Annotated in this window: 20 protein-coding genes; 7 read left to right on the top strand and 13 right to left on the bottom strand. The window is 63.6% G+C overall.

The features are described 5' to 3' along the window. Positions 1-95: 95 nt before the first annotated feature. The gene (locus tag H1S03_RS06920; RefSeq protein ID WP_185803764.1) at positions 96-1,400 is read left to right on the top strand and encodes a D-alanyl-D-alanine carboxypeptidase family protein; all 1,305 of its coding nucleotides are present in this window, start codon (positions 96-98) and stop codon (positions 1,398-1,400) included. A 9-nt stretch (positions 1,401-1,409) separates the two neighbouring features. On the opposite strand, the gene H1S03_RS06915 is transcribed toward H1S03_RS06920, so the two are convergent. The 11 genes from H1S03_RS06915 to H1S03_RS06865 form a co-directional block, all read right to left on the bottom strand. After that, complete coding sequence (locus H1S03_RS06915) at positions 1,410-2,219, bottom strand: division plane positioning ATPase MipZ (RefSeq protein WP_166189482.1); 810 nt, start codon at positions 2,217-2,219, stop codon at positions 1,410-1,412. 90 nt (positions 2,220-2,309) lie between these two features. Next, positions 2,310-2,531, bottom strand: coding sequence for a 50S ribosomal protein L31 (rpmE, locus tag H1S03_RS06910; protein WP_166189484.1), 222 nt, complete (start codon positions 2,529-2,531; stop codon positions 2,310-2,312). 108 nt (positions 2,532-2,639) lie between these two features. Further along, the gene (locus H1S03_RS06905) at positions 2,640-3,491 is read right to left on the bottom strand and encodes a hypothetical protein (protein ID WP_221892616.1); all 852 of its coding nucleotides are present in this window, start codon (positions 3,489-3,491) and stop codon (positions 2,640-2,642) included. Positions 3,492-3,635: 144 nt separating this feature from the next. Further along, a complete protein-coding gene (gene rplS, locus H1S03_RS06900) occupies positions 3,636-4,010 on the bottom strand; it encodes a 50S ribosomal protein L19 (protein WP_166189489.1) in 375 nt (124 codons plus the stop codon). 218 nt (positions 4,011-4,228) lie between these two features. Continuing rightward, on the bottom strand, positions 4,229-5,008 hold the full coding sequence (gene trmD, locus H1S03_RS06895) for a tRNA (guanosine(37)-N1)-methyltransferase TrmD (RefSeq protein ID WP_185803762.1): 780 nt from the start codon (positions 5,006-5,008) through the stop codon (positions 4,229-4,231). Between the two features lie 46 nt (positions 5,009-5,054). Continuing rightward, positions 5,055-5,552: a ribosome maturation factor RimM gene (rimM, locus tag H1S03_RS06890; RefSeq protein ID WP_185803761.1), complete on the bottom strand. Its 498-nt coding sequence runs from the start codon at positions 5,550-5,552 to the stop codon at positions 5,055-5,057. Further along, entirely contained in the window at positions 5,549-6,178 is a 630-nt protein-coding gene (gene bluB / locus H1S03_RS06885) for a 5,6-dimethylbenzimidazole synthase (protein ID WP_185803760.1), read from the bottom strand. Before bluB ends, rimM begins: the two co-directional genes overlap by 4 nt. Positions 6,179-6,242: 64 nt before the next feature. After that, a complete protein-coding gene (gene rpsP / locus H1S03_RS06880) occupies positions 6,243-6,635 on the bottom strand; it encodes a 30S ribosomal protein S16 (RefSeq protein ID WP_185803759.1) in 393 nt (130 codons plus the stop codon). A 39-nt stretch (positions 6,636-6,674) separates the two neighbouring features. After that, a complete protein-coding gene (locus H1S03_RS06875; protein ID WP_166189501.1) occupies positions 6,675-6,977 on the bottom strand; it encodes a chorismate mutase in 303 nt (100 codons plus the stop codon). 97 nt (positions 6,978-7,074) lie between these two features. Then, the gene (gene ffh, locus H1S03_RS06870) at positions 7,075-8,574 is read right to left on the bottom strand and encodes a signal recognition particle protein (protein WP_185803758.1); all 1,500 of its coding nucleotides are present in this window, start codon (positions 8,572-8,574) and stop codon (positions 7,075-7,077) included. 165 nt (positions 8,575-8,739) lie between these two features. Further along, complete coding sequence (locus tag H1S03_RS06865) at positions 8,740-11,364, bottom strand: TadE/TadG family type IV pilus assembly protein (protein WP_185803757.1); 2,625 nt, start codon at positions 11,362-11,364, stop codon at positions 8,740-8,742. A gap of 233 nt (positions 11,365-11,597) precedes the next feature. On the opposite strand from H1S03_RS06865, the gene trhO reads away from it, so the two are divergent. Then, positions 11,598-12,530 (top strand): oxygen-dependent tRNA uridine(34) hydroxylase TrhO, encoded by a 933-nt coding sequence (gene trhO / locus H1S03_RS06860; RefSeq protein ID WP_185803756.1) that lies wholly within the window; start codon positions 11,598-11,600, stop codon positions 12,528-12,530. A gap of 30 nt (positions 12,531-12,560) precedes the next feature. On the opposite strand, the gene H1S03_RS06855 is transcribed toward trhO, so the two are convergent. After that, a complete protein-coding gene (locus H1S03_RS06855; RefSeq protein ID WP_185803755.1) occupies positions 12,561-13,847 on the bottom strand; it encodes a homoserine dehydrogenase in 1,287 nt (428 codons plus the stop codon). 192 nt (positions 13,848-14,039) lie between these two features. Here H1S03_RS06855 and recJ point away from each other — a divergent pair, with 192 nt between their 5' ends. The 3 genes from recJ (at position 14,040) to H1S03_RS06840 (ending at position 17,296) form a co-directional block, all read left to right on the top strand. Further along, on the top strand, positions 14,040-15,800 hold the full coding sequence (gene recJ, locus H1S03_RS06850; RefSeq protein ID WP_185803754.1) for a single-stranded-DNA-specific exonuclease RecJ: 1,761 nt from the start codon (positions 14,040-14,042) through the stop codon (positions 15,798-15,800). Between the two features lie 191 nt (positions 15,801-15,991). Continuing rightward, complete coding sequence (locus H1S03_RS06845) at positions 15,992-16,765, top strand: NAD kinase (protein ID WP_166189516.1); 774 nt, start codon at positions 15,992-15,994, stop codon at positions 16,763-16,765. Between the two features lie 84 nt (positions 16,766-16,849). Next, positions 16,850-17,296, top strand: coding sequence for a CreA family protein (locus tag H1S03_RS06840; RefSeq protein WP_185803753.1), 447 nt, complete (start codon positions 16,850-16,852; stop codon positions 17,294-17,296). Between the two features lie 3 nt (positions 17,297-17,299). Here H1S03_RS06840 and H1S03_RS06835 read toward each other — a convergent pair whose 3' ends face one another. Next, positions 17,300-17,965: a hypothetical protein gene (locus tag H1S03_RS06835; protein WP_185803752.1), complete on the bottom strand. Its 666-nt coding sequence runs from the start codon at positions 17,963-17,965 to the stop codon at positions 17,300-17,302. Between H1S03_RS06835 and H1S03_RS06830 the strand changes: the two genes are divergently transcribed. Next, entirely contained in the window at positions 17,953-18,699 is a 747-nt protein-coding gene (locus H1S03_RS06830) for a thiamine diphosphokinase (protein ID WP_249777833.1), read from the top strand. The two genes, H1S03_RS06835 and H1S03_RS06830, sit on opposite strands and share 13 nt — an antisense overlap. Beyond that, positions 18,692-19,012: a hypothetical protein gene (locus H1S03_RS06825; RefSeq protein ID WP_185803751.1), complete on the top strand. Its 321-nt coding sequence runs from the start codon at positions 18,692-18,694 to the stop codon at positions 19,010-19,012. The genes H1S03_RS06830 and H1S03_RS06825 overlap by 8 nt, the downstream gene beginning before the upstream one ends. Positions 19,013-19,014 lie beyond the last annotated feature (2 nt).

The raw sequence follows: 19,014 nt of genomic DNA, 5'->3' as shown, positions 1-19,014 counted from the left end.
GCAATTCAAACCGATCCGTTGCTAACGTAATGTAAATCATAATGGGGCTGAATAAATCGGCCCATTACCGTGGCAGGCTTTCGTCGGAGTGACCGATGCATATACGTATTTTGAGTTTCGTGCTGTTAGCGGCACTGAGTTTCCTGGCGCCCGCTGCACAGGCGGCTCCCTATGCAGCGATCGTGCTGGATGCGCGGGACGGCAGCGTCCTGCATTCACGCAGTGCGGACACACCGCTTCATCCTGCATCGCTGACCAAGATGATGACGCTGTACCTCGCGTTCGAGGCTGTGGAGAGCGGTCAGCTCGACCTCGATCAGCAGATTCGAATCTCGCGCAATGCGTCGAGCGAGCCGCCTTCCCGTCTGGGGCTCAGCGCAGGTCAACGGATTTCCGTGCGATATCTGATTCGCGCCGCCGCCGTGCGTTCCGCCAACGATGCGGCCACGGCGTTGGGTGAGGCGATCGCCGGATCCGAGCAGGCCTTTGCGCAGTTGATGACCGAAACGGCGCGGTCCCTGGGGATGACCCAGACGACTTTTCGCAACGCACACGGGCTGACCGCGAATGGCCATATGTCCACCGCGCGGGACATGAGCACGCTGGCGCGACATCTGTTCTACGACTATCCGCAATATTACAACATCTTCGGTCGTACCTCGACCAGTGCCGGGGTGGCGACGGTGCGCAATACCAATCGCCGCCTTCTCAATGGCTATCGCGGTGCTGACGGGATCAAGACAGGATATACCCGCGCCGCCGGTTACAACCTGGCAGCCTCCGCCGAACGAAACGGGGAGCGTGTGATCGCGGTCATCTTCGGCGGACGCAGTTCCACCTGGCGTTACAACCGCATGGTCGAACTGCTCGACATGGGATTCGATCGGGCGCCCTCCCGTGTCGCGGTGGTGCGCCCGGGTCGCGTCGCGGTCGGCGCGGTCATGGCCTCGACCCGTCCGATGCCGCGTGGCGCCAGTGAAACGACGCAGCTTGCAGCGGCGGCCAGCCTTGTGGGCAACGCGTTCGTATCCTCCGCCAATGCCGCGACGAGCGAGACTCAGACCTCCTCAACTGTGCCGCTGCGGATAAGCACGTCCACATCGGGGCAGGGCGCGCCGATGGCGGCGCCCCGTCCCCTGCCGCGGCCTGGTGGCGAATGGGCGGTTCAGCTCGGTGCCTATAGGGATGCGGATTTCGCGGAATCCGTGCTCACCGAGGCGCTGGTTGGGGTCACAGAGCCGTTGGTCGGCGCGCATCGCAGTGTCGGACAGACCGTCGTGAACGGTGTGCCTCTCTATGCTGCGACCTTCATCGGGTTGAGCGAGAATCAGGCGACCGCGACCTGCAGCAGCCTGCACGCGCAGGACCGTATCTGCCGCATGGTTCGCCCGAACGGCTGACCGGTTCGCCTAGAACTTGACGGACACGTCCGGCAGGTTCAGCGCCTTGACGACATCCCGAACCTCCTGCCGCGCAGCGAGGTTCGAGATGTTCAGGCTCACCTCCCCGGTATCCTTCAGATCCAGCAATGTCAGGCCGGACAGGAACATCTCCCGGAACACAACGCGTTCGCCGAATCCGGGAATCACCCGAAATCCGATCCGCTTGCTCAGTTCGGTCAAGGCACTGCCCACCCGCCGCTTGTTCCGCGCATTCAAGGTGGCGATGCGGTTGCGCAGCACCACCCAGTCCACCGGCTTCAGCCCGGCGGTGGCGCGCAACTGACGCGCCTGCCAGACCATTTCGGAATAGACGCTGGGGCCCAGCACCTTGCCGGTTTCCGGGTTCAGCTTCGCCAGCAGGTCGAAGTCAATCAGACTGTCGTTCATCGGCGTGACCAACGTATCCGCCGCGGCGTGTGCCATCTGCGCATAGCGGGTATGTGAACCGGGGCAGTCGATCAGGATGAAGGAGCAGGTCTGATCCAGCCGGTGCAACGCAGCGGCAAACCGATCCTCCTCCTCCTCCTTCGCGGCAGTCACACTGTCGAGGGTCGAGTATCCCAGCGCCTCGCGTATGGGCATGGGCAGCTTGGTTCCGGTGCGGGCGACGAAGGCCTCACGGTTCTCAAGATACCGGAAAAAACTCTTCTGCCGCAAATCCAGGTCGATCACGCCGACCTTGTGGCCACAGCGCGCGAGGGCCGCGAACAGATGCATGGAGGTCGTCGATTTGCCGGACCCCCCCTTTTCATTGCCCAGCACGATAATATGCGCCACGTGAACTCTCCCATACAAAAAAGACGCGCCCCGTGGGCGCGTCTTTCCTTGATACACAACGCCCCGCAGGGCGAAAAGACGTATAGGCTATCAGAAGCCGAGACCGTCGTACTTCGCCTTGAACTTCGACACGCGACCACCGGTATCCATCAGGCGCGAGGTGCCGCCGGTCCATGCCGGATGCACGGAGGGATCGATGTCGAGGTTCAGCTGAGCGCCTTCCTTTTGATAGGTGGAGCGCATCTGAACGATGGTGCCGTCGGTCATCTTCACGTCGATGACGTGGTACTCGGGGTGGATATCTTTTTTCATGGGTCTGGTCCTTTGACGTGACTGAGCGGAGAGGACAGGCCATTCTCCGTCGCCACAGGGGTAAACGAAGCTGTCAGCTACCCCGGATCGGATGTACGTGCAAGCCCCTCAGTGCGACTGTCGTGCGCGTCGCAGGGCACGCAGGTCTTCGCCCGATGCTTCTGGCCCGGCCAGATTTTGCCGCACGAAGGCGCGAATTTCTGCTTCCTCATCCAATAGCTGACTATAGGACAGTGCGGCACCTGCCGCTGTCGTGGAGAAATGCAGGCTGATATAGGCCGTGAGCGCAGCCGGTGCCACATAGGCTGTCAGGTTGCCGTCCCCGATTTGCAGTGCGGCCAGCACGAAAATGCTGAGCAGGACCACCACGACAGCATTCAACGCCTGCGCGATATAGTACAGCACCGTCAGTTTCCAGAAGTTGTAGCCGACGCCGAACGTAATGTCGTGACGGGGTTTCTTTTCCGCCGCGTTCGCCGCCGTGGCCGCCATGGCGGTGCCCATCGCGCCGAATCCCAGGGCGGCGATGATCGAGAACAGCCATCCCGCCGCCTGCGCAACCCTGCGCAATTCCTCGCTCAAACCAGTCAGATCGGGCGCCACGCCGGTTGTGGCGAAGTCGGTCGCGACATCCATCACAGCCGTGTCCAAGCCGACCGCCAACAACGCCGTCACCACGACGAAGGCGACAGTCTGCACGATATTGATCGGCAGCAGGTTCATATAGGCCAGCCGCATCTGCGCCTTGGTCAGGTGATCAATCGTAGGAGGAGTCGTGCGCCCGACCGTTACCAGGGCCGCCCGCAGCGCGGCCATTCGCACGATCGCAATGCAGGGTGTGGTCAGCAGACAGACGAACACCAGTTTCCACAACGGGTTCGGCGTGTTCTCGATCAGCCCGAAATAGATCAGCGCGGTCAGAACCGCGACCGGCAAGGTCCGCATGAAAACGGACGGCATCAGTCGAACACTGTCGAGGAGGAGGAGATACATCGTGCGCCCGATCCTGTGAGGGGGCAGGATAAACCGGATTTCGCGTCGGGTACAAACGGAACAGGCGCCCCCTGCCGGGGACGCCTGATGTGTTCGACCGTCGCGTAGGGATCAGCCCTTGGGCGCGCGGTAGTTGGTCTTTTCCGTGATGCGGGCAGATTTGCCGCGACGATCACGCAGATAGTACAGTTTCGCGCGACGTACCTTGCCGCGACGAACGACGGTCACCGTGTCGATATTGGGCGAGTGAAGCGGGAAAACACGCTCGACACCCTCGCCGAAGGAGATCTTGCGAACGGTGAAGGATGCGCCGATCCCCGTGCCGTTGTTGCGCGCGATCACGACGCCTTCGTAGTTCTGAACGCGGGAGCGTGTGCCCTCGGTCACCTTGTAGCCGACGCGCACGGTATCACCTGGTGCGAAGTCGGGAATGTCTTTTGCAAGCTCTGCAATCTGCTCGGCTTCGAGGGTCTGAAGCAGGTTCATGTCTGTCGTCCTTATGATCGCCTTTGCGGCGAATGTTTGCGCGTATGAGAGCTTCGGTCGCTGTTCGGGCTGCGGCATTGCCGGCCCGCCGAAGGTCGATACGTCTTTCCTTGTATGAAACCGCATCCCGGTGCGGCAGGCAGGCACCTGCCGGGACATGGTTCCGAAACCGGGAAACCCCCGGCAAGCCCCGCGCATAGCCCAGCTTGGGGTGAAGTTCAACTGCCTTCGTGATCCTTGCGCGCCTGATATGCGGCCCACAGGTCCGGGCGTCGGTCCTGTGTCAGCTTTTCGGATTGCGCACGCCGCCACTCCGCGATTTTCCCGTGATGGCCCGAGATCAGAACCGGCGGCACCGCGCGTCCTCCCCAGTCATTGGGGCGGGTATATTGCGGATGTTCCAGCAGGCCGGAGGAAAAGCTTTCCTCCTCCACCGAGCTTGCATTGCCCAGCACGTTCGGAAGCAAGCGCACCGTCGCGTCGATCATGGCCTGTGCGGCCAGCTCACCGCCGGTCAGTATGAAATCGCCGAGGGAGACCTCAATGATCTGCCGCGATTCGATGATGCGCTCGTCCACCCCCTCGAACCGCCCACAAAGCAGGGTAACGCCCGGCCCGGCGGCAAGGTTATGGGCCATTGCCTGATCGAACCGCCGTCCGCGCGGGCTGAGATAGATCAGCGGGCCGACGACGGGCCGCGAGGCGATTGCCGCATCCAGCACGTCAGCCCGCAGCACCATTCCCGCGCCGCCGCCCGTGGGCGTGTCGTCCACCGCGCGATGTTTGCCCAGACCGAACTGACGGATATCCGTCACCTCCATCTGCCACAGCCGATCCTTCAGCGCCTTGCCGGTCAGCGATTGGCCCAGAATGCCGGGAAACATGTCTGGGTACAGCGTCAGGACCCGCGCGGTCCACGTGTTTTCCAGTTCCCGTTCCTGCATCAGGTCGCGCGGTTGAGCACTGGCGCTGATCGACTTGCGACCCAGCGAGCGCATCAGCGCTCACCCCTGCCACAGATCAGCAGGCCGTTGGTAATGCGCGTCATTCCGGCTCCTCGCTCAGATCGACGATCACACGTCCGGCGGTCAGATCGACGGTGGGAACGGCGTGGCGGGTGAACGGGATCAGGGTTTCTCCCTTTGGCCCGGTCACCTCCAGAATATCACCGGCCCCGTGGTCATGGACGGCGTGCACCCGGCCCAGTTCGACGCCGCCGGTATCCAGCACCAGCAGACCGATCAGATCGGCATGATAGAATTCGTCATCCGGCAAATCGGGCATTCTGGCCCGTTCGGCGTATAGCCGCGTGCCCTTCATCGCGTCGGCTTCTTCCTTGGTGGCGATGCCGGACAGATGCGCGGCCAGGCCGTTCGCGACGGGGCGCGTTATCGTCACATCGAAACTGCGGGTGCCGTCCTCGGTGAACAGGGGGGCATAGCTGGCGATGGCCCTGGGGTCCGAGGTGAAGCTCTTCAACCGGACCTCGCCCTGCACACCGAATGCGCCGGATATCGCGCCGACGCAGATTAGATCGCTCATCTTGTCAGGACCTCAGGTTTGGGGGCTTCGGTTTCCCAGCCCGCGCGGATCAGTTCGGGGGTCTCGGTCTCCTCCTCGGGCCAGCCGAGGCACAGATAGGCAACCAGCTCCCACTCTGCCGGCGCGTCGAGGTCGCTGCACAGTTTTACAGGGTCGAGGATGGACACCCACCCCATGCCCAACCCGCGGCTACGGGTGGCAAGCCATAGATACATGATCGCACCGGCGACGGAATAGGCCCGCATCTGCGGCATTGTTGCCGCGCCCAGGCCCGAACCCTTGCGGGTGGTGTCATCGCAAAACACAGCGAGGTGGACTGGAGCCTCTCGCAGCCCGGACAGTTTCAGTCCTGCATAGCGTTTGGCCTGATCGCCGGAATAGCCCTGCAATGCCTGGGCGTTCGCGGCCTCGAAATTCTCGATCGCGGCGGCGCGGGCGCTGTCGCTCTCGACATGAATTAACCGCCAGGGTGCGCTGAGTCCGACCGAAGGGGCATGGCGCATCTGGTCGAGGCATTCATCGAGAAGGTCGTTCGGAACCGGGCGATCCGTGAAGCGCCGCACGTCGCGGCGCCACTTGAAGAGTTCGTTCAGTTCCGCCGTGAAGTCAGTTGAGAAGGAACGCATCGCGGCTCCGTTATGGACTGATGGCGAAACGCCGGTCCCCCCGGGGGGAACCGGCTCAGAGAGTTTATTCTTCGGCTGCTGCGGGCTCTTCCACAGGGGCTGCCGCTGCTTCGGCGGCGGCGGCCTCCTTGGCGGCCTTTTGCTCGGCACGTTCCTTGGCCTTTTTGCCCGGCTCGGCCTTCTTCATGTTGGCGCGCTCTTTTTTCTCAACGATGCCAGCCGCTTCGAGGAAGCGGGAAACGCGATCCGTCGGCTTGGCACCGGTGGACATCCAGTAGGCAACGCGCTCGGCGTCCATCTTGACGCGTTCCTCGTTGTCCTTGGGCAGCAGCGGGTTGTAGGTGCCCAGCTTCTCGATGTAGCGGCCATCGCGGGCCATGCGGCTGTCAGCTGCGACGATGCGGTAAAACGGGCGCTTCTTGGAACCGCCGCGTGCGAGACGAATGGTAACGGCCATGGGTATCTCCTTGATCTGGTCGTGTATGGGTCTGAAATATCAGACGTTTTCCTGGTATTGTTCGTGGTGACGGATAACTTCCTGAATAATGAAATTCAGAAATTTCCGGGTGAAGTCCGGGTCGAGACCGGCATCGGCCGACATTGTTTCGAGCCGGGTAATCTGTTCCGCCTCGCGCGTCGGGTCGGAGGGGGGAAGGTCATGTTCCGCCTTGAGCTTACCCACCGCCTGCGTGCGCTTGAATCGCTCGGCCAGAGTAAAGACGAGGATCGCATCGAGGTTGTCGATCGAGGCGCGATGTTCGGCCAGAACGGAACGGGCAAGGGCGATTTCTGCGGTCATCCGTTCGCTCCGAAACCGGAGGTTACGCTATAGCCGCGCTGCGCCGTAACGGAGGGGTTTCCGCCGACAAATGCCGGAAAAATTGCAGACATACGGCTCATTTCTTCTTTCCCAGTCCGCCCAGACCGGGGGGCAGGGACGCACCGCCAAGGCCCGGCAATCCGCCGGGCGCGGTGCCGCCGCCGCCCATCCCGCCGGGAGGCGTCATGCCGGGGGGCATTCCTGCACCACCGCCCATTCCGCCCTTGCCCATTAGCGCGCCGAGGCCGCCGCGCATCAGGCCCTTTTTACCCATTTTGCCCATCTTCTTCATCATGTCCGCCATCTGGCGATGCATCTTGATCAGCTTGTTGAGGTCGGACACTTCCATGCCCGCACCCTTGGCAATCCGCTTCTTGCGGCTGGCCTGAAGGATGGCCGGATTCCGGCGTTCCTGCTTGGTCATCGAATCGATCAGGGCCATCTGGCGTTTGAGCACCTTGTCGTCCAGCCCGGCCTCATCCATCTGCTTGGACAGCTTGCCCATGCCCGGCATCATACCCATGACGCCCTGCATGCCGCCCATCTTCTGCATCTGTTCGAGCTGCTGTTTGAGGTCGTTCATGTTGAACTGACCCTTCTGGAGGCGCTTCATCATGCGCTCGGCTTGCTCGGCCTCGATCTGTTCCTGCGCCTTTTCGACGAGAGAGACAATATCGCCCATGCCGAGGATACGGCCCGCGATGCGTTCCGGGGGGAATTCCTCGATGGCGTCCATCTTCTCGCCCAGACCGACGAACTTGATGGGCTTGCCCGTGACTGCGCGCATCGAGAGGGCGGCACCGCCGCGACCGTCGCCGTCCATCCGGGTCAGCACGACGCCCGAGATTCCGACACGGCTATTGAAGTTCTCCGCCGTGTTCACGGCATCCTGTCCGGTCAGGCCATCGACCACCAGCAGGGTTTCGTGGGGCTTGGCCTCATCGCGAACGGCGGCAACCTCATCCATCAACTCATCGTCGATGGACAGGCGGCCCGCGGTGTCGAGCATGTAGATATCGTAGCCGCCCAGCGTCGCCTGCTGCTTGGCACGCTTCGCGATCTGCACGGGGGTCTGTCCGGGCACGATGGGCAGCGTATCGACGCCGATCTGCATCCCCAGCACGGCAAGCTGTTCCATCGCGGCAGGCCTACGGGTATCGAGCGAGGCCATAAGGACGCGTTTCTTGTTCCGCTCCGACAGACGCTTGGCCAGCTTGGCAGTGGTCGTGGTCTTGCCCGAGCCTTGCAGGCCGACCATCAGAACGGGGGCGGGCGGCGATCCGACCTTCAACTCACCCGCATTGGCATCATCACCGGCCAGGGTCTGGACCAGTGCGTCATGGACGATCTTGATGACCTGCTGGCCGGGGCTGACGGATTTGGTGACGGCCTGCCCGGTGGCCTTGTCCTGCACGGATTTGACGAAGTCGCGCGCGACGGGCAGGGAAACGTCTGCCTCCAGCAGGGCGACGCGCACCTCGCGCAGAGCGGTGCCCACGTCCTCCTCGGTCAGCGCACCCTGACGGGTCAGCTTTTCAAGCACACCTGAGAGGCGGTCGGACAGATTCTCGAACATCGCGTCGCTCCTACATTCGGTCTGCAAAACGGCGAAAGCACCGGTGGGCGCAACGCGCTGACCGGTGGCGATCCCCGGCGCACAGGCCGCGGACCGGAAGACGTGGCTTCCGGGGTTGGGGGCGTGATTACCTTCTCAAGTCGCCGGGGTCAAGATGCCGGTGGTTCAATGAACCAGAACGGCATAGTTGAGGTATTCCTGCACCGATGGATCGGCGGGGTCTGCAGCACCCAGATATTCGACAGGGATGTAGGCCTGTTCGATATCGGAGTTCCAGCAGTCCATCTGATCTTCGGGATCTGAGCCGACGGTATCCGCACAGCTTTGAACCATGACCGGTCCGGTAAAGAACAACTCCACCACGGCCTCCAGTTCCGCCACATAAGCGCCGGCATAGGCATCGGCCTGTCCGCCATGTGAGACGGGGTTCGACAGGGCCTCGCAGTTCACCAGGGCCACATTCTGACGGCGCCGTTCGGTCGTCTGCTCAGCCGAGGGGTTGTTGGAGGTGAACTGGAAATGCTCCGGCAGGCTTCGCACCGCAGTGTCGTCGTTCTCCGGCCCGTTGGAGGCGGAATAGGCGAGCAGTTCTGTGGTCTGCCGCTCGATCCGCGAATAGCCGTCATACATGCTGAATGACCCTGCCACGTCCCATTCGAACGCGGTGTCGGGATTGTCCAGATCCAGCGCGTAGGTGTTCATGTACGGGGAATAGTAGGTCGAGAAATACTCGACGAAGCTGGGTACGCGCCCGAACATGATGTCATAGGACGGGCTGCCGACCCCGGTGAAATCCTGCGTCGTGTCCACATGGGCGGAGATCAGGTAAAGGTCCAACTCAACCTCGCTTGTCCAGGTGATCACGGCGGTGTCGTCAACCTCCACCTGATAGTCGCGCTGGCTGTTCGCGGGCAGGGAGAAGATTACGCTTCTGTGGTCGGTTTCGAACCCGAAACGGCCGGTCAGATCCATGTCCGTGTAGTTGATGATTCTCCAGCCGGTAATCTCAGGGTTCGAGGCACTGGCGCCCAGGCTGATGATGTCGGTATCGGGGGTGGATGCGGTCGCGGCTTCCTCGCCCTCGACGGCGTCACCCTCGGCGGCGGGGTCTGCTTCGGTATCCTCGACCGATCCTTCGGTTGCATCCCTGGCTACGGCGTCTTGGGTGGGGGCGGCGGACAGGGGACCCATGCGCCAGCCGCTCGCGGAATCATCACCCTCGGTGAACGGCAGCGCCATGTACGGGTAGGGTGTGCAGGCCGAAGGGTCCCCCTCCAGGCAGTCGGCGCCCAGCATCGGCCCCCATGCCCCGCCATGGCCGTCGCCCTTCATGTGGTTTCGACGCGAGGCGGTGTTGACGATGTTGTCGGGATAGGCGGCAAGAGTGAGGATCCAACGTTCGCGTTCGGCAGCGGCGCTTTCGTAAAAGCCCTGATACCGGTCGATGCGGGTTTGTCGGTTTTGGCCTGCCTGCTCATCGGCGATTCTGCCGGACCAGCGGTCCATGTCGGATTCGGCCTCCGCGATGCGACCCTGCTGGATATAGTCGATATATTCGGCGCGGGTGAGGTGGCCGTGATTGGCGACGTAATCGGGGGAGAACGCGCGATCGGACGTGGTCGGTTGGTTCAGAATGCGGTCCAGCGGGGCATCCCAGATGTCGAACAGGGAATTGAGAGCGGTGGTGATGGTCTCCGGCTCCGCCGCCTTGATGAGGACCTCGCCACCGATGCACTGCATCTGGCTGTCGATGGTGGCCAGCAAACAGGTGTCGCGCAGACGCTCCATCTCCTCATCCGTGGCGGGATAGGTCCACGGGTCGGTCGATGTGGCCGCGCCGGGGTTGCCGTTATAGGCGGCGGCCTCAAACGCGCCGAGGCCGATATCGTCGCACACACCGGCATTGTCGGCGCCGATCTCGTTGCGCGGATCCTTGAACAGACCGACGCGGATGGCACCGTCATTTGTGCTCAGCGGCATCGGGGTGGTGCTGTCCGCCTGACGGTCGGTCGTCAGGAGCATCCGCGTGCCTTCCTGATTTTCCATGATCTCAGTGAAGGATTGTCCGTCGGCGTTACCCTCGAACGGGTTGCACATCACCATCGTGCTGATTTCACCGCAATAGGAGACCTGCATCCGCGCGACCGCGAAGGCGGACAGGTTGATCGAGGTGGTCTTCTCGATCGCGCCGTCATCGGTATTTTCGGCCAGGGCCTGTCGCCATGCGGAATCCTGACTGGATGCATCGGCGGTGCCATCCCCATCGACGTCGATGAACATCGTACCTTCATTTATCTTGTTGCGGCGGGCCTGTTCGGTGGCGTCGCTGTTCAGGCCGATCGACAGAAACGCCAGGCGAATGGTGCGGGCCTCAGCCTCAACAAAGACATGTGTGGCCAATTGGGGGGCCGCGGTCTCCAACTCGGCCATCATGGCCTCGGAGAAGGTGCCGGTCTCATCTACCGGGTTGTCGATCATGAATGTCAGCGGCAGGGCGATCGCGAAGTCTTCCTCATCATCGGTGAAGCTGGAGCTTTGTGCGACAGCCACCGCCGCCGCCGTGGCGCGCTGTATCGAATCCGACTGACCGTCGAGTTCCGCCGCCGCGGCCAGGGCCGCCTTGTCCACGAAGCTTTGCATCTGCGAATGGGCGGAATAGGCGCGCCCGAAATCGATGACCAGTCCGGCGGATGTCAGCAGCATGACCGAGAAGATCACAACCTGAATGGCGACGACTGCGCTGTCGTCCCTGCGAAACCGCTGCACCAGCCCAATGATTGCTGCAAACATAGAAATCCCCCACATCCCTGGTCCGAAATCCGTTCACATACGAAGCCCCCACGGCATATATGATCGGACCGCCACGTCGATATGACGCATGGCAAGACACGTGGCAGAATGCCAAAGCAATTTCGTTTGCGCAATCTCCACGCTGGTATCCGGCGACATTTGCAACCAAATAGCGATCAATGACACACGAAGATGTGTCAGGATTGAGGTAGAACAGGAAAAAGTGTTGCGCGATGGACACGTTTAAGGCGAATAAGATAGCGGCTTTGTATCGGTTTGCGCGAATCGAGCACCCGGAATTACTGCGTGATCGCCTCGACGATACGTTAAGCAAACTGAACATCAGGGGCATTCTGCTGGTCGCGTCCGAGGGGATCAACGGCACGCTGGCCGGGTCCGAGGCCGCGATAGATGCCGCGATCGCCCATCTGCGCGCAATCCCCGGTTGCGAGGGCGTGCAGCCGAAATACAGTTTCTCGGATGTGCAGCCATTTCGCCGCCTGCGTGTCCGGCTCAAGCAGGAGATCGTGACGCTGGGCGCGGGGGAGGTCGATCCGAATGCCGCAGTCGGGCGCTATGTTGCCCCGCAGGATTGGAACGACCTGATCGCCGATCCCGACGTGGTGCTGATCGACACCCGCAATGATTACGAGGTCGCCGTCGGCTCGTTCGAGGGGGCGCTGGACCCCGGCACCCGCAGCTTCGGTGAATTTCCCGAATGGTGGCGGCGCAATGCGGCACAGTTCGAGGGCAAGAAGGTCGCGATGTTCTGCACCGGCGGCATTCGTTGCGAAAAATCGACCAGCTGGCTGATCGGGCAGGGGGTGGAAGAGGTCTATCACCTTCAGGGCGGCATCCTGAAATACCTCGAAGACATGCCGGAGGAGCAGAGCACCTGGCAGGGTGAATGCTTCGTGTTCGATGAGCGTGTGACGGTGGGCCATGGGTTGAAACCCGGCCCGCATGTGCTGTGCGCCGGTTGCCGCAGGCCCTTGGCCCCCGACGATCTGACCCGCAACGGGTATGAGCGGGGCGTTAGTTGTCATCACTGCATAGATGAACGCACGCCCGAGGATCGCGCGCGGTTCCGTGAACGCCAGCGTCAGATCGATCTGGCCGCCGCGCGGGGTGAGGCGCATCTGACCGGGCAGAAGCCCGAGAGCTGAGGGCGCTGGTCGGCGCCCCCGCTGCTGTCCTCAGACCTGTTCGATGCGCAATGCGACCGGCGGGGCAAGGCTGACATCGCTGGCCGCAATCCGGCTCAACGCCGCATCCAGATTGGATCGCAGGCAGTCATGCGTCACGATCAGCACCGGTACATTGGTGCCGTCATGGTCATTCTGCCGCATCCGGTCGATGGAGATCCCCTCATCCGCCAGAATCTGCGCGATCCGCGCCAGCGTGCCGGGAGCATCGGTCAGGGTGAAGCGCAGGTAGTGGCTGGCCGCCCCGGCATTGGCCGCGCGGTTGGCCGCGCTCAACGAATGGGCCGGTTGGCCGAAGGCCGGAATGCGCAGGCCGCGCGCGATGTCCATCACGTCGCCCATGATGGCGGAGGCCGTCGGCCCCTCGCCCGCGCCGGGGCCGGTAAAGACCGTGCGCCCGACGAAATCACCCTCGACCACCACCAGGTTCGTGACGCCCTCCAACTGCCCGATCGAGGAGCGGGCCGGCACCAGAACCGGCTGCATCCGCTGCTCCAGCCCCTCGTCGCTCATCCGGGCGACGCCCAGCAGCTTGACCTTGTAGCCCAGTTCGCGGGCCTGCGTGATGTCGGTCAGCGAGATATGCTCGATCCCCTCGATCGTGACACCGTCGAAATCCACGCGCGTGCCGAAGGCGGTCGCGGCGAGCAGGGCGAGCTTGTGCGCCGCGTCGATGCCGCCGACGTCGAAGGCGGGATCCGCCTCGGCGTAGCCCAGCTGTTGTGCGGCGGCCAGCACGTCCTCGTAATCGGCCCCGGTCTCCTCCATCTGGGTCAGGATGTAGTTGCAGGTGCCGTTCATCACGCCCATCACGCGCTCGATCCCGTTGCCGGCCAGACCTTCGGTCAGGGCCTTCATGATCGGGATGCCACCTGCGACGGCGGCTTCGTAGCGCAGGGCGGCGTCGTTCGCCTCGGCCAGTTCGGCCAACGCCTGACCGTGGCGGGCCATCATGGCCTTGTTCGCGGTCACGACATGCTTGCCCGCAGCCAGCGCGGTTTCCGTCAGCACCTTGGCGGGGCCGTCCTCACCGCCCATGACCTCGACGATCAGGTCCACGTCGTCGCGCCGGGCGAGGGCGACCGGATCGTCCTCCCACGCGAAGGCGTCGAGCTTCACGCCGCGATCCTTGCCCCGCGACCGCGCCGAAACGGCGACGATGCGGATTTCACGACCCGAGCGGGCCAGCATCTTGTCCCCATGGGTCTGGACCATGCGCACGATCCCGGTGCCGACTGTGCCGAGCCCGGCAATGGCGATTCGAAGCGGTTGGGTCATGGGATCGTCCTTCATGCGTATGGATCGCGCATGTGTAGGCGAGGGGTCAGTGCCGTGCAACGGGGCTTGATCGCCGGATGGGCCGGACTTTGCCAGCGGATGGGAGGTATTCACGCTGTGTTCCGCTTTGCGGGAAAGGGGAGACGGGATATGGTGGAGGTAATCCTCAAGCCCCCAATATGATGTGTGCCCATGCCGCGTGACAGTGCCCCTGCCTTTCTGGATGTCGAAACCTCGCTGACCGGGCGTCGCTGGATCGGCATGTCCGAGCAGGAGGCACGCGCAGCCGCGCAACTGGTGCAGGTTTGCGGCGTGTCCGACCCGGTCAGCCGCGTGCTGGCCCGGCGCGGCATCGAAGCGCAGGAGGTTCCGGGCTTTCTGGCGCCCAAGATGCGCGACCTGATGCCCGACCCGTCCTCGCTGAAGGATATGGACCACGCAGTGGCACTGTTCTGCGATCACGTCCGGCGCAAGTCGCGGATCGCGATCTTTGCCGATTACGACGTGGACGGGGGGGCCTCCGCCGCTTTGCTGATCGACTGGCTGCGACAGATGGGGCTGGCGGCGACGCTCTATATTCCTGATCGGATCGACGAGGGGTACGGCCCGAACGTGCCTGCCATGCAGGATTTGGCCGGGGCGCACGATCTGATCGTTTGTGTGGATTGCGGCACGTTGAGCCATGAGCCAATCGCCGCGGCGAAGGCAAAGGGCGCTGATGTCATCGTGCTGGACCACCACCAGGGGGGGGAGGTTCTGCCCCCCGCCGATGCCGTGGTGAACCCGAACCGGCAGGATGAGGACGTGGCCTGCACCTATCTGTGCGCGGCGGGCGTCGTGTTCCTGATGCTGGCCGGTGCCAACCGGGCGATGCGAAATGATGGTGCTGTGCCCGACCTGATGGCGATGCTCGATCTGGTGGCGCTGGCCACGGTGGCCGACGTGGCACCCCTGATCGGGTTCAATCGCGCGCTGGTGCGGCAGGGGCTGACGATCATGGCGCAGCGGGCGCGGCCCGGATTGGTGGCGCTGGGCGATGTGGCGGGACTGAACACGCGCCCCTCCGCCTATCATCTGGGGTTCCTGCTGGGACCGCGCGTCAACGCCGGCGGGCGCATCGGTGCCGCCGATCTGGGCGCGCGGCTGTTGGCAACCCAGGACCCGGATGAGGCGGCGGCGCTGGCGCAGCGTCTCGAAACGCTCAACCGCGACCGGCGCGAGATCGAGGCGCAGGTATTGGTGCAGGCGACCCAACAGGTCGAGGCGCGCGGCACCGATGGCCCGATGGTCTGGGCCGCGGGCGAGGGCTGGCATCCGGGTGTCGTCGGGATCGTCGCTGCCCGTCTGAAGGAAGCATTCAACCGCCCCGCCGTGGTGATCGGGCTGGAGGGCGGCATCGGCAAGGGGTCCGCGCGATCCATCGCCGGCGTCGATCTGGGCGGTGCCGTCGCAATGGCGACACATGAAGGGCATCTGCTGAAGGGCGGCGGTCACGCGATGGCCGCCGGCCTGACCGTAGCGGAGGCGGCGCTGGATTCCGCGATGGAGCGGTTGTCGGCGCTGCTGGCGCGGCAGGGCGCGGGCAAGGCGGGCCCGGCGGACCTGCGCATCGACGGGCTGATCGCCGCAGCAGGCGCGACCCCGGAACTGGTTGAGAGCATCGAGGCCACTGGCCCGTTCGGTGCCGGGGCCGCCGCCCCGCGCTTCGCGCTTAGCGCCCAACGTATCGCGTTCGCCAAGCGTGCGGGAGAGAATCACTTGCGCCTGACCCTGACCGGCGAGGGCGGCGGACGGATCGACGCCATCGCATTCCGGGCTTTCGACAGCGATATCGGCCCCGCGCTCAGCGAACATGGCGGGCGTGCGTTCCATATCGCCGGAAAGCTGGAGATCGACGAATGGGGCGGGCGACGTAAGGTCAAGCTGCGCGTGGATGACGCGGCACCGGTATGAAACCCTGAAATCGGTCGTAAGCGTGGCCTTGGTGCATTCTATCGTTGCCGGATCGTGCAATCGCATGAAAACTCGCCGCAGCTTGGCGGTTCTGACAGCACCGTTCCGGGTGCACCGACACGGTAGCGGGTTGAACGGCGGCGCGCGCGCCGTCATGCTGCACGCCCTGTCGCCTTTAAGGAGCGTTGCGAATGCGTGTCGAGCCTGCCCCCCGCATCTGTTTCGTCTCTTCGCAGACTGCTATCGCACATGATGCGATGACCCGGCTGGAATCGGCCTATGGCTCCGTCTCCGCGCATGAGGCGGACGTGATCGTGGCGCTGGGCGGTGACGGGTTCATGCTGTCCACCCTGCACGCGACCGAGGGTCTGGACGCGCCCGTCTACGGCATGAACCGGGGGACCGTCGGGTTCTTGATGAATGCCTATAGCGAGGATGACCTGCTCGACCGGATCACCGCCGCCGAAACGGCCGAAATCCACCCGTTGCGAATGATCGCGACCGACAGGTCGGGTGAGACGCACAGCGCGCTCGCCATCAACGAGGTCTCGCTGCTGCGCATGGGACCGCAGGCGGCGAAGCTGCGGATCGGTATCGACGGGCGGGAACGCATGGCGGAACTCGTCTGCGACGGGGCGCTCGTCTCCACCCCAGCGGGATCGACGGCGTATAACTATTCCGCGCATGGTCCGATCCTGCCCATCGGGGCGGACATTCTGGCGTTGACGGCGATGTCCGCCTATCGCCCCCGACGCTGGCGCGGGGCGCTGTTGCCATCGCATTCCGAGGTGACCTTCGACGTGCTGGAGCCGGAGAAGCGCGGCATTGCCGCCACCGCCGATTCCGCCGAGGTGCGCGACGTGGTGCGCGTTATTATCCGCTCCGAACCGGAAGTGACACATCGCCTGCTGTTCGATCCCGGACACGGGCTGGAGGAACGCCTGATCCGCGAACAGTTCGTCTGAGCATTTTCTGTTCCAATGCCGCGTCATTGGACAGCGCGGTCACCGCGCCTACCTACAGCATCAACCCCGCTGAAGGAGAGTGCGATGTATCGTCTGGTCATTTGTTTGCTGCTGGCTGCCCTGCCCCTGCGCGCCGAGGAAATCGGTGAGGTCACGACCGCGTGGCGGTTGCTGGGCGCGAACCACCGCATCGTGGTCGAGGCGTTCGACGATCCGGAGGTCGAAGGCGTCTCCTGCTTCGTTTCGCGCGCCCGTACGGGCGGCATAACCGGGTCGCTGGGTCTGGCGGAGGACACGTCGGATGCGTCCATCGCCTGCCGCCAGGTCGGGCCCATCAGCTTCGATCCGGATGAGCTGGAGGAGGGCGAGGAGGTGTTCGGTCAGCGCGCATCCATCCTGTTCAAGCGCGTGCAGGTCGTGCGGTTCTATGATGAAAACCGCAACACTCTGATCTATCTGACCTATTCGGACCGCTTGATCGAAGGCAGCCCTAAGAACTCGATTTCAGCTGTGGTGATCCGCGACTGGTAATCCCTAGCGGTAGCGTAGGGCAACGACCTGGGCGAGGGTGAAGATGTTCTCACGCTCCGTCGTCTTGAACGTGCCCCGGTCGAGCAGATCTCCGAAGGCGGAGATCTTCTCATCCATCGTGCTGGGCTGTCCGATGTCGATCTGATCCACATCGGTCAGCAACTGTACGCCGTCAAAGGCCTCAACCCCCAGCACGTGATGGGAATAAGCGGCGGCGATTTCCAGCGCCTCCGCCGCACGGCGCGGATGCCGCGCGCGCGCATATTCGCCAAGGCTGAGCAGGGGGCGCGTCGCGTCGGCCTGCCTGTTCTCGGTCTGCTGCATTGCCCGGTCCAGCGCCGAGGACAGCATGTCGTCCGGCAGATCGGGGGCTTGCGTCTCGATATCCTCCACATTGTCCTGCCGGGGTGGTTCTGTGCCCTCCACCCCGGGGGTGTGGGAGACGACCAACCGCCCCTCCTGAACCGTAGCGGTGACCGGCCCGGTCGTCGCGAGGGCCGCTTGCAGTTCGGCCAGCGGCATCACGGACCTGCCGAAGTCGGGGTTGCGCCGCTCGACATCCTCGCAAAACGTGACAAGTCGCTGCAACAAAGGCAGCGGATCTGCGATACCTTCCAGTTCGCACGAGAATGCACCGAAACTGAGGGAGATGCGGGATGTCTGGGTCATGGGGTCGTCCGAATTTCACGTTCGCAACTATTGCCGCGCATATCGGGCAGGGCAAGGGCTCGGGGTCTGGTGTGACTGATATGGTTCTGAGCACGTCGCGCCCGGTCCTGCTGGTCGGGGGTGCCCCTGTGGACGCGGGCGATCTGGCCGCGCTGTCGGGGCGCTATCACCGCATCGTGGCGGCGGATGGCGGGGCGGATCAACTTGCTGGTCACGGACTGCGCCCGGATGCGATCATCGGCGATCTGGATTCGCTGCGTGCGCCGGCTGGGTGGGGTGACGTGCCGGTGCACCGCATCGCGGAGCAGGACAGCACCGATTTCGACAAATGTCTGGCGTATGTCGATGCGCCGCTGTTTTTCGCGGTCGGTTTCAGCGGCGGGCGCCTGGATCACGTGCTGGCCGCATTTTCCACCGTGGCGCAGTCGGGCGCGCGGGTCGTATTGCTGGGCGACGGCGATCTGTGCTGCCGATTGAACGAGAGCATCCGGTTGAAACTGTTACCCGGAACGCGGGTGTCACTGTTCCCGATGGGCGCTGCGCAGGGTGTGTCGAGCACCGGCCTGCGCTGGCCTGTCGATGGGTTGGACATGGCCCCGGCGGGCCGCATCGGCACCTCGAACGAAGCGACCGGCCCGGTGGAGATCGCGATGCAGGGTGGCCCGGTCCTGCTGATCCTGCCGCGCGATTGCCTGAACGAACTTCTCGAAGAGATGGAGGCCTCAGATGTTTAGAAACCTCGTGCTTTGCCTGGCGATTCTGAGCGGATGTGCCACGGGCGGCGGTGCGGTGCAGCCCGCGACCCCGGATGTCGCGCAGGAGGTCGTCCAACGTGTTCTGCAAATGGATTGCGGCGAACTGTCCACGACGGAGCGGACGTTGAGCCTGATCGAGGAGGGGCAGGTCCTCGCCCGTATCCTGCTCGCCAGCGGGCAACTGGCGGGAACGGGCCTGACCGAGGGGCTGCTGGGCCAGACGGAGGAGGCCCGCCGCCAGACCGGGCAATTGGTGGATTTCATGCAACTCGTGCGTTTGTGTCCCCGCTGAGG

It is taken from the genome of Pontivivens nitratireducens (assembly GCF_014235845.1).
GTDB lineage: Bacteria > Pseudomonadota > Alphaproteobacteria > Rhodobacterales > Rhodobacteraceae > Pontivivens > Pontivivens nitratireducens.
This window is presented reverse-complemented; position numbering and strand designations above follow the sequence as displayed.